This is a genomic window from Streptomyces sp. BE20 (genome assembly GCF_036322525.1).
Classification (GTDB): domain Bacteria; phylum Actinomycetota; class Actinomycetes; order Streptomycetales; family Streptomycetaceae; genus Kitasatospora.
Genome location: NZ_JAQYWW010001135.1, coordinates 1 through 16,633, shown reverse-complemented (window position 1 = coordinate 16,633; position 16,633 = coordinate 1). Strand labels below are relative to the sequence as shown.

The following is a 16,633-nucleotide window of genomic DNA, read 5'->3' as shown; positions in this document are numbered from 1 at the left end:
CATACAAGATTTCGATACCCGAGGCATTCGGCCGGCACCTCCCCGACGGCCGGGGCGGGCACGGTTTCACCGTCGTCCCGCACCACGCCTTCCACGCCCCCGCTCCACCACCCCCCGCTCCGCCGCGCTCTCTTCCCGCCTGCACCGAACCCTGCACCGAACCCTGCACCGACCAGACCCCCGCCACGAGGAGGGTTCCGTTGGACAACCGGTACGAGGCCTACGCCTACGCCGACCCGCTCTTCTACGACTCGCCCCGGCGCTGGGGAGCGCACGAGGAGTTCGCCGCCGTCACCCGGCCGCTGCCCGACGGCTGGGAGCTCGGCGAGCTGGAGATGTGGGCCGTCGTGCGTCCCGTCGGTGTCCGGATCCCCGACCAGGGCTGGAAGATCCACGTCTCCTCGTGCATCGAGACCGCGGAGGAGGTGCTGGAGACCGTCTTCTCCTACTGCCTCCGGGAGGGCGTGACCTTCAAGTTCCTGCGCGGGCTGCCGATCCTCCAGGTGCAGAACTCCAAGTACGCGCCGCGCGGTTCCAGCGGCAAGTTCTGCACGCTGTACCCGGTGGACGACGCGGAGCTGGAGCGATGTCTCGACGGTCTCGGCGAGCTGCTGGCCGGCCGCAAGGGCCCGTACATCCTCAGCGACCTGCGCTGGAAGGACGGCCCGCTCTACCTGAGGTACGGCGGGTTCGCCGAACGCCACTGCCGCAACGAGGCCGGCGAGCGGGTGCTGGCCCTCGTCGGACCGGACGGCCGGCTCGTCCCCGACGTCCGCGGCGCCGGTTTCTCCGTCCCCTCCTGGGCGCCCGTCCCGGCGTGCATCGCCCCGGCCGTCGCCGAGCGCGCCGCGCCGCAGGACACCGGACTGCCGTACACGGTGGAACGCGTCCTGCACTTCTCCAACGCCGGCGGCGTCTACCTGGCCCGCGACGGGAAGGACGGGCCGCCCGTCGTACTGAAGGAGGCCCGCCCGTTCGCCGGCCTCGACCAACGCGGCGTCGACGCGGTGACCCGGCTGCGCAACGAGCACGCCGTCCTCCGCCGTCTGTCGGGAGTCCCCGGAGTCCCGGCCGAACACGGCCTCCTCACCGCCTGGGAGCACGAGTTCCTGGTCCAGGAGTACGTGGCCGGGCAGTCGCTCAGCGCATGGCTCACGGCCCGCTACCCGCTCATCCACCCGGACGCCGACGAGAGCGCCGTCGCCGAGTACACCCGGGACGCCGTCGCGGTCGTCGGTCAGGTGGAACGCGCCCTGGCGGGGATCCACGCCCGCGGTGTCGTCTTCGGGGACCTCCACCCGCACAACCTGATCGTCCGTCCGGACGGCGAGCTCTGCTTCATCGACTTCGAACTCGCCAGCACCGTCGACGACTTCCTCCGTCCCGCACTCGGGGCAGCAGGGTTCACCGCCCCGCCCGGCCACACCGGGACGGACATCGACCGGTACGGGCTGGCGGCGATCCGCCTCTGGCTCTTCTACCCCCTGGTCCAGCTCACCGCCCTCGACCCTGGCAAGGCCGGCCAGCTCGCGGACGCCGTCGAGCGCCGCTTCCCGGTACCTCCCGGCTACACCGACGACATCCGCCGCTACCTCGGCTCCTCACCGGACGACGGCCGCACGCTCCGCCCCGAACTGAGCCACGGACACGCCGAGACCCGCGCGCTGCTGGAGCAGCCGGTCGCCGACTGGCCCGCGATCAGGGACTCGCTGGCCGCCGGCATCGCCGCGACGGCCACCCCCGAACGGACCGACCGGCTCTTCCCCGGCGACATCGCCCAGTTCACGCACGGCGGACTCGGCCTGGCCCACGGCGCGGCCGGCGTGCTCTACGCCCTGCACACGACCGGCGCCGCCGTCGACCCCGGACACGTCGACTGGCTGGCGGACGCCGCCCGCAGCCGAAGCCTCCCGGCCGGCCTCTACCACGGCGGCCACGGCGTGGCCTACGTCCTGGACCTGCTCGGCGAGCACCAGCAGGCACTGGGTCTGCTGCGCCGCCTCCCCGGGGCCGTGGACGGCGAACAATCACCGGGCCTGGCCACCGGTGGCCCCGGCATCGCGCTCACCCTGCTCCACTTCGCGCTCGCCACCGGCGACGGCCGGATGCTGGACGAGGCACTCGACGTCGCCCGGTCCGCCGCCGGGGCGTGGGAGAAGGCCGGGAACGGCGACGCCAAGCGCCGCTCCGGGCTCCTGGCCGGTGCCTCGGGAGCCGCGCTCGCCCTCGTCCGGCTCCACGAACACACCGGGGACCACTCACTGCTCGACCAGGCCGAGACGCTCCTGGGGCTGGACCTCGAACGGTGCGTCGAGGTGAGTGACGGGACGCTCCAGGTGGTCGACGGCCGCCGGGTCCTGCCCTACATCGAGACCGGCAGCGCCGGGATCGGCCTCGTGCTGGACGCACTGCTCGCCCACCGGCCGGACTGCGTCCTGGCGGAGCGGGAGGCGGCGATCCTGCGGGCCGCCGAGCCCGAGTTCGTCATCCAGGCCGGTCTGTTCAACGGACGGGCCGGGCTGCTCGGCTACCTCGCCCGCACCGGCGGGCGAGCGGGCGGCGGGAACGGCGCGGCCGGTGCGACGGGTGACGCCGGTACGGCGGGCGCCCCCGACACCGCCGGTGCCACCGATTCGGCGGACCGCACCGCGCTGCTGGACCGCCAACGTGCCCTGCTGGCCCTCCACCGGATCCCCTACCGAGGACGGCTCGCCTTCCCCGGCGACCAGTTGCTGCGCCTCTCGACGGACCTCGCGACCGGCTCCGCCGGCGTGCTGCTGGCCCTCGGCACGGCCCTGGCGGGCACCCCGTTCCTCCCGTTCACCGGGGCACCCGGCACCGCGCCCCCGCGCCGGCGCCCTGCCGCCCCCCGCTGACCCCACCCCCGTCGGCGGGCCCACCGGCCCGCCGACCCCGGGCGCGGATCCCGCGCCCCCACCGACTCCCGGCCGTCCGGTCGGGTGATGCACCGCACGAGCGAAGGAGAACGTCATGGCGATCCTCGACCTCCAGACCCTGGAGCTGCCCGAGACCGAGGCGGCGCAGATCGACGACACCCTCGCGAGCACCAGCTCGCTGAGCGTCCTGAACTGCGGCACCAGCACGGTCAGCACGCTCCTCTGTCTCTGATCCGTACCGCCGCCCGCCGGGGCGGTCCGTACGGGGAGATCGGCCGGTAGTCCTCGGACACCCGGTCGGTCGCCGGGCCGCAGCGGTCACCGCTGCGGCCCGGCCCGTCCGCACGGAGCACGTGCGCGCGGAACCCGCCCGCACCGAGCTCCTCCGGGCCGACCTCCCGGACGCCCACCGCCGGCCCCAGCAGAGAGGTGTTCCGTGGCCGAACAGCCCGCAAACGCCCCCGCCCTCGCCTCACCGGTGGTCCGGCTGCGCCGCGAACTCGCCGCCCAGCCCGTCCGGCTCGCCGTCGCCCTGCTGCTCGCCGTGGTGGCCACCGCGGCGGGAATCGCCCTCCCCCTGCTGGTCCGGAAGATCGTCGGCGACTTCTCCGCCCACCGGTCCCTCGCCCCCGGACTGCTGATGATGGGTGCGGCCGCCCTCGGCGGGGCCGTGGCCCAGGCCCTCTCGGGTCTCCAACTGGCCCGGATCGGCGAGCGGATGACGTACCGTCTCCGGACCGCCCTCATGGCGCACGCGCTGCGGCTTCCGCTGGCCGTCGTACGGGCCCGGGGCACCGGCGACCTCGCCGCACGGGTCACCTCCGACGCACAACTCCTGCGTCAGGTGGTGGAGGTGGCGACCCAGCTGCCGCTGGCCGCGCTCAGCGTCGCCGCGACCCTCGTCGTCATGGTGTGGATCGACTGGGTGCTCACCGCGGTCACCGTCGCCGCCCTCGTCGTCCTGACCGTCCTGGTGCTGCTGATCCTCCGCCGGATGAAGTCCAACGTCACCGGGCAGCAGGACGCGGTGGGGCAGATCGCCCAGCGCTTCACGGCCAACCTGGAGGCCCTCACCACCATCAAGGCGTACCGGGCCGAACCGGTGGCCGACCGGTTCCTCGCCGAGGACGCCGAGAAGCTCCGCGCGGTCTCGCTGACGGGGGCCAGGCTGGGCGCCCTGGTGCCCGCGGTGCTGACGCTCGGCAACCAGTTCGCGATGATCGCGGTGATCCTCACCGGCGGCGCCCGGCTGGCGGCCGGCGACCTCCAGGTGGCGGCGTTCGCCGCGTTCCTGCTCTACCTGCTCCAGACCGTCCCGGCCGTGAACACGCTCGCGACCGGCTTCGGGCGGCTGCAGGCCGGGCTGGCCGCCCGGGACCGCTGCAACGAACTGCTCGCGGTACCGCCGGAGGCCGACCCGGACGACGCCGACCGGACCACCCCCACCCCGTCCCCCGATGCCCCGGCGGTCGTCTTCCGCTCCGTGTCCTACACCCATGCCGGGTCGGACGACGCCGCCCTGCACGCCGTGTCCTTCGGCATCCCGCGCACCGGTCTGACGGCCGTCGTCGGCCCGTCGGGCGCCGGGAAGAGCACCGCCCTCGCGCTCGTCGGCCGGTTCGTCCGGCCCTCCGCCGGCTCGGTGAGCGTCCTCGGCCACGACGTCCGGAGCTGGCCCCTGGGAGCGCTGCGCGCCCGGATCGCCTACGTGGACCAGGCGTTCACCCTGGTCGAGGCCAGCGCGAGGGAGAACCTCCAGCTCGGCCGGGCCGGGTCGGCGGGGGACGGCGAGCTGGCCGAGGCGCTGGCCGCCGTCGGCCTGGCCGAGGACGTCGCGCGGCTCCCGCAGGGCCTCGACACCGTGCTGGGCCGCGAGTCCGACCTCTCCGGCGGCCAACGCCAGCGGCTGGCACTGGCCCGGGCGCTGCTCACCGACGCCGACATCGTGCTGCTCGACGAGCCCACCAGCCAGCTGGACGGCCTCAACGAGCTCCGATTCCGCACGATCGTGGAGCAACTGGCCCGTAGTCGGGCCGTGGTGGTGGTCGCGCACCGGCTCTCCACGGTCCAGCACGCCGACCACGTGATCATGATGAACCGCGGGACCGTCGTCGACGCCGCGGACCACACCACACTGCTCACCCGCTGCGTCCCGTACCGCGAGCTCGTGGCCAGCCAGGCCGGCCCGTCCCTCCTCGGGGACCGCCGACTCCGCCTTCCCGGCTGATCAGGCGGTCGGTTTCGACCGCGACCTCGACGCGGCGGGCACGGCGGTGCGGGCACGGCGATCCGGGCACGGCGATCCGGGGGCCCTCCCTCCGCCCCGTCGCGTGGGAACCCGGTGGCGGAGCGACGGGTGAACGGGTTGAATCCCGCAGTGAGCCACGTCGCCAACATCATGATCTCCGTCGATCCGGACGATCGACCGACCGTCGAATCGCTGAGCCGGTGGTTGCAGACGTCCGCCCCGCTGCGCGGCCACGGGCCCGGTGCCGTCGGCCGGGTCGGATCGCTCGGCGAGACCACCGGCAAGGACACCCGCCGGGGCGGCGGCAAGGTCCCGGAATGCGACGTCTACGCGGGGCACCGGGACCGTGCTGATCCGGCGCCTGCTGCGCACGGCCCGCGAGGCCGGCATCGAACGCGTCTCGCTGAGCGTCGGGCGGGACAACCCCGCCGTGGGGCTGTACACCCGCGAAGGCTTCCGTCTGCACGGCCGGGACGAGGGCGAGGACTCGCTGACCATGGTGGTCCACCTGCGGTGAAGGTCACCGGCCGGGCAGGTCGACCGGGGTGCGAGACACAGGAGCACGGCGGGAGACGCGCGCCTCTCTCCCTGGGCGTGCGCGGGAGTTCGCGCCGGTCGGCCAGGATCGGGCGGCGGCCTGCCCGTCCGGAGTGAGAGCGCACAGGACCGGCGGGGACTTGTTCGGGTGCGGCTGAAATTCTTCGAAACCCACCTCGGCCCGGGCGCGCCTCTGGCATGCTCTGCCGGACAGTCCTGACCCCGTGTCACCGGGGTCTCACGCACAGCGAACCGAGTGTCCGGGGTGGACCTTGCAGTACACGATCAGCGCCTCCGTGTTCCTGGGGATCATCATCCTCATCCGACTCTCCCGGCGAACCGAGGCCCGCAGCCGCAACGACGAGCGGATCACGGCGTTCAGCTGCGTCGTGTTCGGCGTCCTGATCGCCGCGACGCCCTGGGGGGACGCGATCCTCCGGCTCGTCGGCGTCGTCGCCCAGGCCCTCGGTTGAGAACCGGACGGGTCGCGAGGACCGGCAGGTCGGGAGCAGCGGGTGGCTAGGCGACGCGGGCCCGCGGCCCGGCGACGTGGCGGACGGCAGGGCGCGCGGCGCGACGAGGGCACGTGGCCGGCGGTCGTGCTGGTCGGAGCCGTGGCGGTCAGTGCGGTGACCGCCGCGGTGCGGTGGCTGGCGACGCACTGGTGGGTGCCGGTCGCGCTCCTGGCGGTGGCCGGCGCGGTCGCCGCCGCGGTGGGGCGGGCGCGAGTCGTCGCGGCTCGGGAGCGGCGGCGCCGACTCGCCGGTCTGCGCATGGCGTTGAGCGGCCCCGGTGGCATCGACCACATGAGTCCGGACGGCTTCGAGTACGCGGTGCGGGACCTGCTGGCCCGTGACGGCTGCCGCGCGGAGAAGGTCGGACGCTCCAACGACCAGGGCGTGGACGTGCTCGCGGACGATCCGATGGGGCGGCGGTGGGCGGTGCAGTGCAAGCACAAACAGGACCCGGTCGGCGGCAAGCCGGTGGGGGTCGGGGTGCTGTACGCCCTGGCCGGGACGTTCCAGCGCGTCCACGCCGCGCAGGTGGCGGTGGTGGTCACCAACGGCCGGTTCTCCCGCGACTCGGTGAGGTGGGGCGCGGAGCAGGGCGTCCTCCTGGTGGACCGGGCCGCTCTGGCCCGGTGGGCGAGCGAGGGGCGGCCCCTGTGGGACGTCCTGCCCCGCGTCCCCGCACCACGCAACGGGCGGCTCAGCTGAATCCGTCTGCGGTGCCGAACATATGACGATGCGTCATTTCGGCGCGGTCGCGCCGGCCGGGCTCCGGGCCGGCGGGGCGGGCACGCTCTCCCGCGCGGGGTGGTCCGACGCCGTCTTGGACCGCACGGGCCGGGCCCTGGCATGATCGGTCCATGATCGAACGAGTCATCGCCGCCTGTGACGGAGCGGCCAAGGGCAACCCCGGGCCGGCGGCCTGGGCCTACGTGGTGGCCGACAGTGCCGGGATCCCGCAGCGCTGGCAGGCCGGTCCGCTCGGACACAGCACCAACAACATCGGCGAACTGACCGCGCTGCAGCAGCTGCTGCTCGCCACGGACCCCGCCGTGCCGCTGGAGGTCCGCCTCGACAGCACGTACACCCGCGACGCGGCGACGAAGTGGCTGGTGGCGTGGAAGCGCAACGGGTGGAAGACCGCGGCGGGCAAGCCGGTGGCCAACCGCGAGCTGATCCAGCAGATCGACGCACTCCTGGAGGGGCGGGACGTCACCTTCGTGTACGTTCCCGCCCACCAGGTGGACGGCGACCCGCTGAACGCCATCGCCGACAAGGCCGCCAGCGACGCCGCCCGCACCCAGGAAGCGGCGGCCGGGACGGCCTCCGACCTGCCCGAACCCGACCCGGTCACCGGCACGTCGGCGCGGAGCGGACGCGCCTCCGCCGCACCTGCGGCCGGGAAGCGTCCGGCGGGTGGCACGCGGACCCTCAAGGCCCGCTACGCGGGCACGTGCCCGTGCACCCGCGCCTATGCCAAGGGCGACACGATCACCAAGGTCGGCGGCAGCTGGGGACACCCCCAGTGCGCGGGCGCCCACGCCTGACGCCCACGCGCCCGGCACCGGGGCCGGGGGCCCGCGTCATCGGGGCCGGTGGCGCCGGTGCCGGCGCGGATCAGCCGCGCTCGCCCTCCTTGTCGGGCGCGGCCTGCGGGTCGGGCGGAAGACCGGCCTCCTCACGGTCCTCCTCGGTGCGCTCTTCGAGCTCGTCCTCGTCGGGCCGAAGCGGCAGGCCGCGTCCGTGCCCGGTGTCGGGGTCGCCCTCGACCTGCTTGTTGGACTTGTGGTGTGCCATGGCTCCTCCTCGTCCGGACGGCGCCGTCGCAGGGTTCTGTTGCGCCGGCTGCCGGTGCCCGGGGACCACCCATCCACTCAAGCCCCCGCCGGCGGCGCCCGCAAGCCGAGCCCGCGCGGGTGACGGGCGGGCGGGGTGCTCCGGGTCGAGGAGGGCAGGTCGCACCGCGTCGCCGGTGTCGTACTTGAGCTTGAGTGCACTCGAAGTCCTACGGTCGTGCCATGCCCCCCGGCCCCCCGGCCGCCCGGCCGGTGGCCATGGCAGAACCGGACACACGACGAGAAGCCGCCGCCGCGCGCTGGAAACGGACCACCGGAATGAGCCACTCCCCCACGAACGACGCCGAGACCCGCCAGGACCGCTTCGACCGCGGGATGGAGATGCTCACCCGTGTCGACGGCGAGGGCGGGCAGCGGGTCGTCGACGCGCTGGCCGACATCGGCCCCGAGCTCGCCCACCAGGTCGTCGCCCAGGGGTTCGGCGAGATCTACCGCCGCCCCGGGCTGGCTCCGCGGGACCGGCAGCTGGTGACCCTCGGCATGCTCACCGCGCTCGGCGGCTGCGAGCCCCAGCTGGACGTCCACGTCAACGCCGCCCTCAACGTCGGCCTCACCCCCGAGGAGATCGTCGAGGCACTGCTGCACTCCGCGGCCTACTGCGGCTTCCCCAAGGCCCTCAACGCGACCTTCGTCGCCAAGAAGGTCTTCGGCGAGCGCGGCCTCCTCCCGGTCACGGCCGCCTGACCCCCGGCCGGCGCGGCGCCCCGACGCCGGACGCGACCGGGCCCGCCGCACCGATCGGTGCGGCGGGCCCGGAACGTTTGCGCGGTCAGCGGGTGGCGGCGCCGAACCAGGTGAGCAGCCGGGCGGCCAGCGCGTCCTGGTCCTCGCCGACCCAGGCCACGTGGCCGTCCGGCCGCAGGAGGACCGCGGGCACGTCGAGCTCCTCGGCGGCGTCGACGACATGGTCGACCCGATCCTCCCAGCCGTCCGCCGAGAGCCCGCCGGTCGCGTCGAGGAGCAGGCCCCGGCCGCCGTGCATCAGCTCGTAGAGGCGGCCGCCCCGCTTGAGCGTGACGTCCCGCATCCGCCGGCCGAGCAGTTCATGGCCCTCGCCGAAGTCGTAGCGGACGCCGACCGCCGTGATCATCTCGGTGACGTACCGGTTCACCTCCTCGAAGTCCATCAGCGTCGAGAGCAGCTCCCGCAGGGCGACCGCCCCGGGATCGGTCCCCATCAGCGTGATCTGCGCGCGGGTGTTGTCCAGCACGCGGGCCCCCACCGGGTGCCGTTCGGTGTGATAGCTGTCCAGCAGCCCCTCCGGTGCCCGGCCGTCGACGGCGGCGGCCAGCTTCCAGCCCAGGTTGAACGCGTCCTGCACGCCGAGATTCAGCCCCTGCCCGCCGGTCGGCGGGTGGATGTGGGCCGCGTCGCCGGCCAGCAGGACCCGGCCGACCCGGTAGCGCTCGGCCTGCCGCGTGGCGTCGCCGAACCGGGACAGCCAGCGCGGCGAGTGCACGCCGAAGTCGGTGCCCGCGGCGGCCCGCAGCTGCCTCTTGAACTCGTCCAACGTCGTGGCGGTCGTGCGGTCCCCGGCCACGCCGTCGGCGGGCACGACGATGCGGTACACCCCCGCGTTCCCGTCCACGTCGGGGACGGCGCCGAAGCGCAGCTCGGTCCTGCGGACCTCCGCGACCACGGCCGCGATCGTCGCCGGGTCCTCGGTCGCCTCCATGTCGCCCAGCAGGGTCTCGACCCTGGAGGGCTCGCCGGGAAAGCCGACACCGATCCGCTTGCGCACCGTGCTGCGGCCGCCGTCGCACCCGACGAGGTAGCGGGAGCGCAGCCGCGTACCGTCCGCCGTCTCGGCGGTCACTCCGTCCTCGTGCTGGCTCAGCCCGACCACCTCCCGGCCGCGCCGGATCTCCGCACCGAGTTCGAGCGCACGCTCCTCCAACAGCCGCTCGGTGACCGCCTGCGGAGTGGTGAGCCCGTACGGGTGCGCGGTGTCCAGCCCGTCCGGCCAGGGCTTGTGGATGCCGCCGAAGAAGCCGCCGACCCGGAACTTCTCGCCGGCCGCGAGGAACCGCTCCAACAGACCGCGCTGGTCCATCAGTTCGACGCTGCGCGTGTGCAGGCCACGCCCGCGGGACCGCCTCGTCCGTTCGGTCGACCTCTCCAGCACGACCACGTGCACACCGTGCAGCCGCAACTCGCAGGCCAGCATCAAGCCGGTCGGTCCGCCGCCGACCACGATCACGTCAATCATCACAACGCCCATTCAACGAGAGTGGATTCCGGCCGGCCGCGACGTGTGCCCCCGCGCTCCGGTGGGGGACGCCGGAGCGGCGCGACGAGTCCGCGCGACGAGTCCCACCCGCGACGTCCCGCGCAGCACGCACGTCGACGAAGCGGGACGTAGGGGGCAGATCTGTCTTTTCCGGAATATCGGCCGTGGCCGACCATTGTGTTCCACCACCGGGGCCTTGCCGCAAGCCCCCCGGTGCGCTATACGTTGGGAGTGGCGAGGAGTCGGTGTTCACCGACCCGGACCGGGTGACGGCCCACCGGAAGCCGGTGGCCCCGGCCCCGACCCGCCCCCGGGTCCCCGGGGCGACGCCGTGGACTTCCCTCCTGCTCGGCGCTCCGGCGGTACGGCCCCCTCCCCCGGTTGCCCGCCGCCGACGTTCCGGTCCGGGACGGCTGATGCGCTGTCAGGATGGAGAGCACCCAGCGCACCCGCGACCGTCCGGAGGGCCGCCGTGTTCCACAGTTCCGCCCACCCGGGGCGACCCGTCGATCCCACCTGGCCGGAGCTCCTGCGGTCGTTCGGCCGCCCCGCGGCCCTGCTCGACGCGCCCCGGCCCGGATGGCAGTGCCTGGTGGGCCAGGGGTCGACCGACGGGCTCCTCCAGCGGCTCGACCTCGGCTACCACGAGGGGCGCACCCTGCTGGTGCAGGTCAGCACCCAGCGGCGCCTGCCGGCGCACGTCCGCGCGTTCCCGACGCTGGACCCCGAGGCCCTCCTGCGCGACTTCCTCGCAAACTCCTCGCCCGACGGACCGATCCCCCTGCCGTCCGGGCCCGTCCTCGGAGCGGGCCGGCTCGTCGTGGACGGCACGGCGATGGCGGCACGGCGGCTCACGTGGGGCGCCTACACGGCGACCCTCGCCGTGATCGGGGCCGCGGGAACCGACGCGAGCGGCGAGGAGCGCGGCGAGGAGAGCATCGCGGTCGTCAGTGGCACCGCCCTCCACCGGGAGGCCGTCCGGCTGACCCTCGACACCACCGGCGTCCCCGCCTGAGGAGGAGCACCCCGCGGCCGGGCACGACGACGTGAGCGGGCGGGCGGCGCCGTGGAGGCGCCGCCCGCCCGGGGGTCAGGCCAGCAGGTCGGACTGGAGAGTGACGACCTGGCGGAAGGCCTCGGCCGGGACGCCCCCGGGGTTGGTCATGGTGACCACGCCCACGAGGTCGCCTGCGGAGAGGTAGGCAAGGCGGGCGCTGAGGGCCGTGCCGGCCGTGGTGGCCGGGGTCCCCCGGGTCTCGACGGCGACGCCGAAGACGGTGTCCCAGCCCTCCATCGGAGTGGTCCGGGAGCCGGGGTCCTTCTGGTCCCCGTCGCGGAGCTCGCGGTAGACGTCCCAGGCCGCGGCGGAGGAACCGAAGGCGAGCAGACGGATCTGCGTCCGGGTGCCGTCGGTCGCCGTCCATTCCCGGACGGTGGCGGCCCGGCAGGCGCTCTCCAGGAGAAGGGAACGCACCGCGACCGGGTCCTTCTGCTCGGCGGCGACGGCGTCGCAGGTGACCCAGTCCGCGAGGGGGGCCGTGGCAGGCGGGGTGGAGGCGGTCGACGGGGGCGGAGCGGCGGACGTGGTAGGGCTCGCGGCGGCCGGGGTTCCGGTGGGGCCCCCGGTCGGGCTCCCGGTCGGAGGCGGGGTCGGGGTCGGGAAGACCACCGGGGCGAGCGAACCGCCGGCCTCCTGCGGGGCGGGGAGGAGGAGGTACCGCAGGTCGGCCGCGTGCCGGCTCTTGTTCTCCCGGGGAACGGGCTTGCCGGAGGGCAGCGGCGGGAGCACCAGGGCCGGGAAGGTGTAGCGGCCGTCGCTCTCGGTGGCCAGGCCCGGGAGGTCGGTGCGCTCGGGCGCGGTGACGGCCAGCGCGGAACCCGTGCCGGCCAGCGCGCAGACCGCCATCGCCGCGCCCCACCGCAGCGCCGCCTTGCGCCGGCGGGTGCGGCGGGCCGCGAGCTCCTCGGCGCTCGGCGGTTCGACGGGGCCCTGGACCGTCGCACCGGGGGCGGTCCAGGGGTTCTCGCCGGGGCCGGGGCCGTCCCCGGCGTCGTCTCCGGGGGCGCGGTCGGACGCGGCCGGCATCGTCGGCGCCGGGGACGCCGGGGGCGCCGGGGGCGCCGGGGGCGCCGGGGAGTCCGTGACCGCCTCAGGAGTGGCGGACGCCGTGACGTCGCCCTCTGCGGTGCCGGGGCCCTCCGGGGCGGCGGGGCCCGTGGAGGCGGCCCCGGAGGCGGCGCTGTCGTGCGGCATGGTGCTGTCGGTCATGCGGACGCTCCCGGGGTGGCGAGACGGTCGAGCTGCTGGGCGAGGAAGGCGACGATCTTGTCCTTGGGCAGCGGCGCCACGCCCTCGACGCTCATGACCACCAGGAGGTCGCCCTCGGCGGCCGAACACTCCAGGTAGTCGATCGGCGCGGACGGCGGGGCGGGCATCAGGTAGCAGTGCGCCTCGGGGTGGCCCGGGACGGCGGGGCCGGTGCGGAAGAGCCCGGTGTCACCGGTGAACACGGCCGTGTACTCGTTCATCCGCTGCACCTCCTGCTGGTTGAACTGGCGCAGCCTCATGCCGATGACCAGGCCGCCCTTCCGCTCGGCGTAGGTGCGGATACCGGTGGCCTTGACGTGCAGGCCCTCCCAGTACGCGCGGAGCTTCTCCTGCTGCTCCTTGGGCACCTGGAGGAGTTCGTCCAGTTCGGCGGAGAGCTGCGCGGCCGTCAGTTCGACGTCGTTGCCGTAGCCGCCCTCGTCCGGACCGAGCCCGTAGTCGGAGGGGACCGGCAGCAGCAGGTCGCGCAGCGAGCCGAAGTGGTTGCCGTTGGACTTCGCCCCGAAGGGCGTCGGGGTGGCGCCCGGGGTGGGCGGCGCGGGCGCCGGCGCGGCGGCGGCGACGGGCGCCGGGTCGTCGTACCGGACCTCGATGATGCCGACGCCGATGACCACGCCGACCAGGGCGGCGGCCACGGTCGCGCCGGTGGCGCGCAGGAGCCGGCGGGAGACCGACGGCAGCGCGAGCGGGTCGGACGGAACGGGCTCGGGAGACGGCGCGAGCGGCGGGGCGGGGGCGCGTTCGGCCGAGGGTTCGCCGGCCGACGGCGCTCCGGCCGCGGGCGCGACGTGCGGCTCGGTGCTCGGGGAGCCGGCCACGGTGTCGTCACTCATCACGGTGTCGCCGCTCATACCAGCCGCTCCCACTGCTGCTTGGCGAGGTTCTTCACGAGCTCGGCGTCCACCGGCCGCAGCCCGAAGACCTTGACCTCCATCGCCACCGTGCCGCGCTGCGCGGCCGCGGTGCCCTGGTAGAACTTCTCGGTGGTCTCGGCCCAGAAGAAGGGCTCCTTCTCCACCCGGTAGCCGCCGTTGGCCTCGGCCGCGAACGGCTCCAGCCGGTAGCCCCTCACCCGGTTCCCGGCCTGGGCGACGAAGTCGTCGGAGAACTGGATCAGCGAGACCCGGACCTTCAGGTCGCCCTGCTTCCAGTCGACCTCGACGGCGCGGCGGAAACCCCGCTCGGCCAGGTCCCTGAAGGCGCCCGCGGACGGGCCGCTGCGCTCGGCGAGCTCGCCGATCGAGATCCAGCTGGGCGTGCCGGGGTAGTCGTCCCAGGCCGAGCTGCCGGCCGGCGCCGTGAGCAGCAGCTTCCGCAGGTCGCCGTCGATGGCGAGCGGTGCGGGCGCAGCCGCGGCGACGGCTGCGGGGTCGACCGCCTCGGCCGGGTAGGACGGCAGCGCCACCTGGATCGGCGGCAGCGGCGTCGGCGGCCGGCGCGCCTGGATCCCGTAGCCGACGGCCCCGCCGGCCACGGTGCCGAGCACCAGGCCGGAGACCAGCAGTAGGACCGGCCGGGGCCGGCGGGGGGCGCGGACGCGAGCGGCGGCGGGCGCGGGGAAGGCGGCCGGGTGCTCGGGGACCGGGTCCTCGGGGGGCCGGAACTCGGCGGGCCGGTCCGGAGGGAGGGCGGCGGCGGGTGCCGGCGCCAGGGGTTCGGTGGTCACGCGGTGGCTCCTGGGAAAAGGAAGAGGCGGCGGAGAACGCGGGCGGCGGGAATCAGGCGGGACGCGGGCGGCACTCGGTCGGACTCAGCCGCCGGAGGTCAGCCAGGCGCGCTGGCGCCGCATCAGCTCGCTGAGCAGGGCCTTGTCCGGGGTGCCCTTCACGTCGACGTCGATCGTGTACTGCACGTCACCCTGGCTGGAGATCCCGGTCATCGAGCCGGTGTAGGCCTGCTGCTTGGGTGTGCGGACGTAGCCGCGGGCACCGGGGTCGCCGGTGATCTCCATCGGTTCCAGGCTCATGGTGTAGCCCTCGGCGAATTCCTTCGTGTCCCCGGCGGAGCCGAAGCGCAGCAGGGTGACGGTGACTTCGGCCTTGCCGTCCGCCGTGCGGTACGTCCGGGTCGCGGCGTCCTTGTAGCCGTACGCACGGAGGATCCGCATGATGGTGTCCCGGTTGTTGAACTCGTCCGCGACCTCCTCGTCCGTCAGCGTCATGCCGTCGGCCGGTCCGTAGGACTCGCCGCCCTCGGGGATCGGGAGCAGGAAGTAGCGCAGATCGCCCTCGTGCTTCCCGCCGTTGACGGTCCCTCTGACGGTGCTCGCCGGCTTGGGAGCCGGAGCGGGGGCGGGTGCCGCCGTGGACGCCGGGGCGGACACGGTGGGCGACGCGGTGGGCGACGTGGTGGGCGGCGCGGTGGGCGGCGCCGAGGTGGCTGCGGCCGGGCCCGGACGTGCCGCGGTGCCGGCGACGACGGCCGCTTCCGGGTCCGGCCTGCCGACGGCCACGGTGACGGCGGCGCTGGTCGCCGTCACGGCGATCAGGCCCGCGGCGGCCAGGGTCACCCCGAGGGCGCGCGGCAGCGTCCGCCGGGCGACCGGGGCAGGGGCCGGGGCCGGGTCGAAGGCGGCGGGGCCGGACGCGGCAGGATCGGGCAGGGCGGGATCGGACGACCCCGGGCCGGGCACGGCAGCGGGATCGAGCGCCCCCTGCTGCGCCTGGTCGGCGGCAGACGGCGAACTCTCGGGCGCGGACAAAGGACTCCCCCAGGAAGACAGCGGAATGTCGCGCGTCGGCGCCTCGCGGGCCGCCCCCGGCAGCGCACTTCAGGCCGCCCGTGACGCGTCTCAGCCGAAATTATGAGAGTCGGTCCAGTCCGGTGCCAACAAGATCAATCACCGCACTCCCACCCAATGATCAACCAATGGGACACACCGTGACCGAACCGAAATGGACGGCGCCCGTCGCACGCTCCCGTCCGGCCCCCTCACCGCGGCACCCGACCGGTTCGGCGGGGCGTCCGTCCGGCGACACGCGGGGACTTCGGGGACTTCGGGACCTGCGGAACAGGACCGTTCCGGCGAGTGCGCGCACCCGACCGGATGATTCCCGCGATCACGAACGATGGAGAGACCCCGGATTCGAGTATCTGTTCCGTGCCGCGTCCGGTGCGGGTGCGGCCGTCCACCTGTCCATGAAGGTCGTGCCGCCGTCGCGCCGGTCCTCCCGGTACGGGGCGAGATGAGGAGAACCACGATGCGAGTCGGCGGAACCAGAGGCGCCCCCGGACGACCACCGGGACCGGAGGGCGCACGCGGGACCCACCGGGGTCCCGGCCTGCTGACCTCGGTCGTGGCCGTAGGGGCGGTCCTCGTCGCGGCGTTCCCCCTGGCGCCCGTCGCCACCGCGCAGTCCCCCGCCCTGTCGCTGACGCAGAGCGTCGCGCCGACGACCTTCCGGGCGGCCGGCCAGACGATCACCTTCTCCTACCTGCTGGCCAACACCGGTGACGAGCCGCTGACCGCGGTCACCGCCGCGAACACCTCGTTCAGCGGGACCGGGACCCCGCCGGTGGTCTCCTGTCCGGACACCTCCCTCGCCCAGGGCGCCTCGATGACCTGCACCGCGCCCTACACGGTGACGCAGGCCGACGTCGACGCGGGCAGGGTCACCGGTGTCGGTATCGCGAGCGGCACCCCGCCCACCGGCTCCGCGGTGACCGCGCCCGACTCCCCCGTGACGGCGGTCGCGTTGCAGAGCGCAGCCCTCTCCGTCGAGAAGACCGCCTCGGGCGGCGGGGGCGGTGGCGACAACCGCCGCTCCACGCTGGTGGCGACCCTGTCGCCGGGGCAGACCCTCGTCTACTCCTACCTGGTGAAGAACACCGGGAACGTCACCCTGACCGGCGTGAGCGTCACGGACACCTCGTTCTCCGGCACGGGCACACCGCCCGCGATCACCTGCCCGGACACCACCCTCGTCCCGGGCCAGTCCATGATCTGCTCCGCCACGTACACGGTGACCCAGGCCGACGCCGACGCCGGGACGCTCACCAACACCGCCACCGCCACCGGCACCCCGCC

16 protein-coding genes are annotated in these 16,633 nt (G+C 74.5%); 10 read left to right on the top strand and 6 right to left on the bottom strand.

Annotated elements, in window-relative coordinates; translation table 11 throughout:
• The first annotated feature begins 200 nt into the window (after positions 1-200).
• The 7 genes from lanKC to PUR61_RS36045 all read left to right on the top strand — a co-directional run bounded on the left by lanKC (position 201) and on the right by PUR61_RS36045 (position 7,738).
• Positions 201-2,876, top strand: coding sequence for a class III lanthionine synthetase LanKC (gene lanKC, locus PUR61_RS36075; RefSeq protein WP_329883778.1), 2,676 nt, complete (start codon positions 201-203; stop codon positions 2,874-2,876).
• A gap of 115 nt (positions 2,877-2,991) precedes the next feature.
• Complete coding sequence (locus tag PUR61_RS36070) at positions 2,992-3,129, top strand: SapB/AmfS family lanthipeptide (protein WP_329883777.1); 138 nt, start codon at positions 2,992-2,994, stop codon at positions 3,127-3,129.
• Between the two features lie 204 nt (positions 3,130-3,333).
• Positions 3,334-5,124, top strand: coding sequence for an ABC transporter ATP-binding protein (locus PUR61_RS36065; RefSeq protein WP_329883776.1), 1,791 nt, complete (start codon positions 3,334-3,336; stop codon positions 5,122-5,124).
• Between the two features lie 262 nt (positions 5,125-5,386).
• The gene (locus PUR61_RS36060; RefSeq protein ID WP_329883775.1) at positions 5,387-5,662 is read left to right on the top strand and encodes a GNAT family N-acetyltransferase; all 276 of its coding nucleotides are present in this window, start codon (positions 5,387-5,389) and stop codon (positions 5,660-5,662) included.
• A 292-nt stretch (positions 5,663-5,954) separates the two neighbouring features.
• Positions 5,955-6,155 (top strand): hypothetical protein, encoded by a 201-nt coding sequence (locus PUR61_RS36055; RefSeq protein WP_329883774.1) that lies wholly within the window; start codon positions 5,955-5,957, stop codon positions 6,153-6,155.
• Between the two features lie 42 nt (positions 6,156-6,197).
• Complete coding sequence (locus PUR61_RS36050; protein WP_329883773.1) at positions 6,198-6,899, top strand: restriction endonuclease; 702 nt, start codon at positions 6,198-6,200, stop codon at positions 6,897-6,899.
• Between the two features lie 152 nt (positions 6,900-7,051).
• Positions 7,052-7,738 carry a ribonuclease H family protein gene (locus tag PUR61_RS36045; protein ID WP_329883772.1) on the top strand — a complete coding sequence of 229 codons (687 nt, stop codon included), beginning with the start codon at positions 7,052-7,054 and terminating at the stop codon, positions 7,736-7,738.
• Positions 7,739-7,808: 70 nt separating this feature from the next.
• On the opposite strand, the gene PUR61_RS36040 is transcribed toward PUR61_RS36045, so the two are convergent.
• A complete protein-coding gene (locus tag PUR61_RS36040; RefSeq protein WP_329883771.1) occupies positions 7,809-7,988 on the bottom strand; it encodes a hypothetical protein in 180 nt (59 codons plus the stop codon).
• Between the two features lie 317 nt (positions 7,989-8,305).
• Between PUR61_RS36040 and PUR61_RS36035 the strand changes: the two genes are divergently transcribed.
• Positions 8,306-8,731: a carboxymuconolactone decarboxylase family protein gene (locus PUR61_RS36035; protein WP_329883770.1), complete on the top strand. Its 426-nt coding sequence runs from the start codon at positions 8,306-8,308 to the stop codon at positions 8,729-8,731.
• A gap of 85 nt (positions 8,732-8,816) precedes the next feature.
• Here PUR61_RS36035 and rox read toward each other — a convergent pair whose 3' ends face one another.
• A complete protein-coding gene (gene rox / locus PUR61_RS36030) occupies positions 8,817-10,256 on the bottom strand; it encodes a rifampin monooxygenase (protein ID WP_329883769.1) in 1,440 nt (479 codons plus the stop codon).
• A 493-nt stretch (positions 10,257-10,749) separates the two neighbouring features.
• On the opposite strand from rox, the gene PUR61_RS36025 reads away from it, so the two are divergent.
• On the top strand, positions 10,750-11,292 hold the full coding sequence (locus PUR61_RS36025; RefSeq protein ID WP_329883768.1) for a hypothetical protein: 543 nt from the start codon (positions 10,750-10,752) through the stop codon (positions 11,290-11,292).
• Positions 11,293-11,367: 75 nt separating this feature from the next.
• Here the strand turns inward: PUR61_RS36025 and PUR61_RS36020 are convergent, their stop codons facing one another.
• The 4 genes from PUR61_RS36020 to PUR61_RS36005 all read right to left on the bottom strand — a co-directional run bounded on the left by PUR61_RS36020 (position 11,368) and on the right by PUR61_RS36005 (position 15,307).
• Positions 11,368-12,546: a hypothetical protein gene (locus PUR61_RS36020; RefSeq protein WP_329883766.1), complete on the bottom strand. Its 1,179-nt coding sequence runs from the start codon at positions 12,544-12,546 to the stop codon at positions 11,368-11,370.
• A complete protein-coding gene (locus tag PUR61_RS36015) occupies positions 12,543-13,457 on the bottom strand; it encodes a hypothetical protein (protein ID WP_329883764.1) in 915 nt (304 codons plus the stop codon). Before PUR61_RS36015 ends, PUR61_RS36020 begins: the two co-directional genes overlap by 4 nt.
• Complete coding sequence (locus tag PUR61_RS36010) at positions 13,454-14,272, bottom strand: hypothetical protein (protein ID WP_329883763.1); 819 nt, start codon at positions 14,270-14,272, stop codon at positions 13,454-13,456. Before PUR61_RS36010 ends, PUR61_RS36015 begins: the two co-directional genes overlap by 4 nt.
• Before the next feature lie 84 nt (positions 14,273-14,356).
• The gene (locus PUR61_RS36005) at positions 14,357-15,307 is read right to left on the bottom strand and encodes a hypothetical protein (RefSeq protein WP_329883762.1); all 951 of its coding nucleotides are present in this window, start codon (positions 15,305-15,307) and stop codon (positions 14,357-14,359) included.
• Positions 15,308-15,902: 595 nt separating this feature from the next.
• Between PUR61_RS36005 and PUR61_RS36000 the strand changes: the two genes are divergently transcribed.
• On the top strand, positions 15,903-16,633 hold a 731-nt coding region (locus PUR61_RS36000; protein ID WP_443035300.1), incomplete at its 3' end, for a DUF7507 domain-containing protein.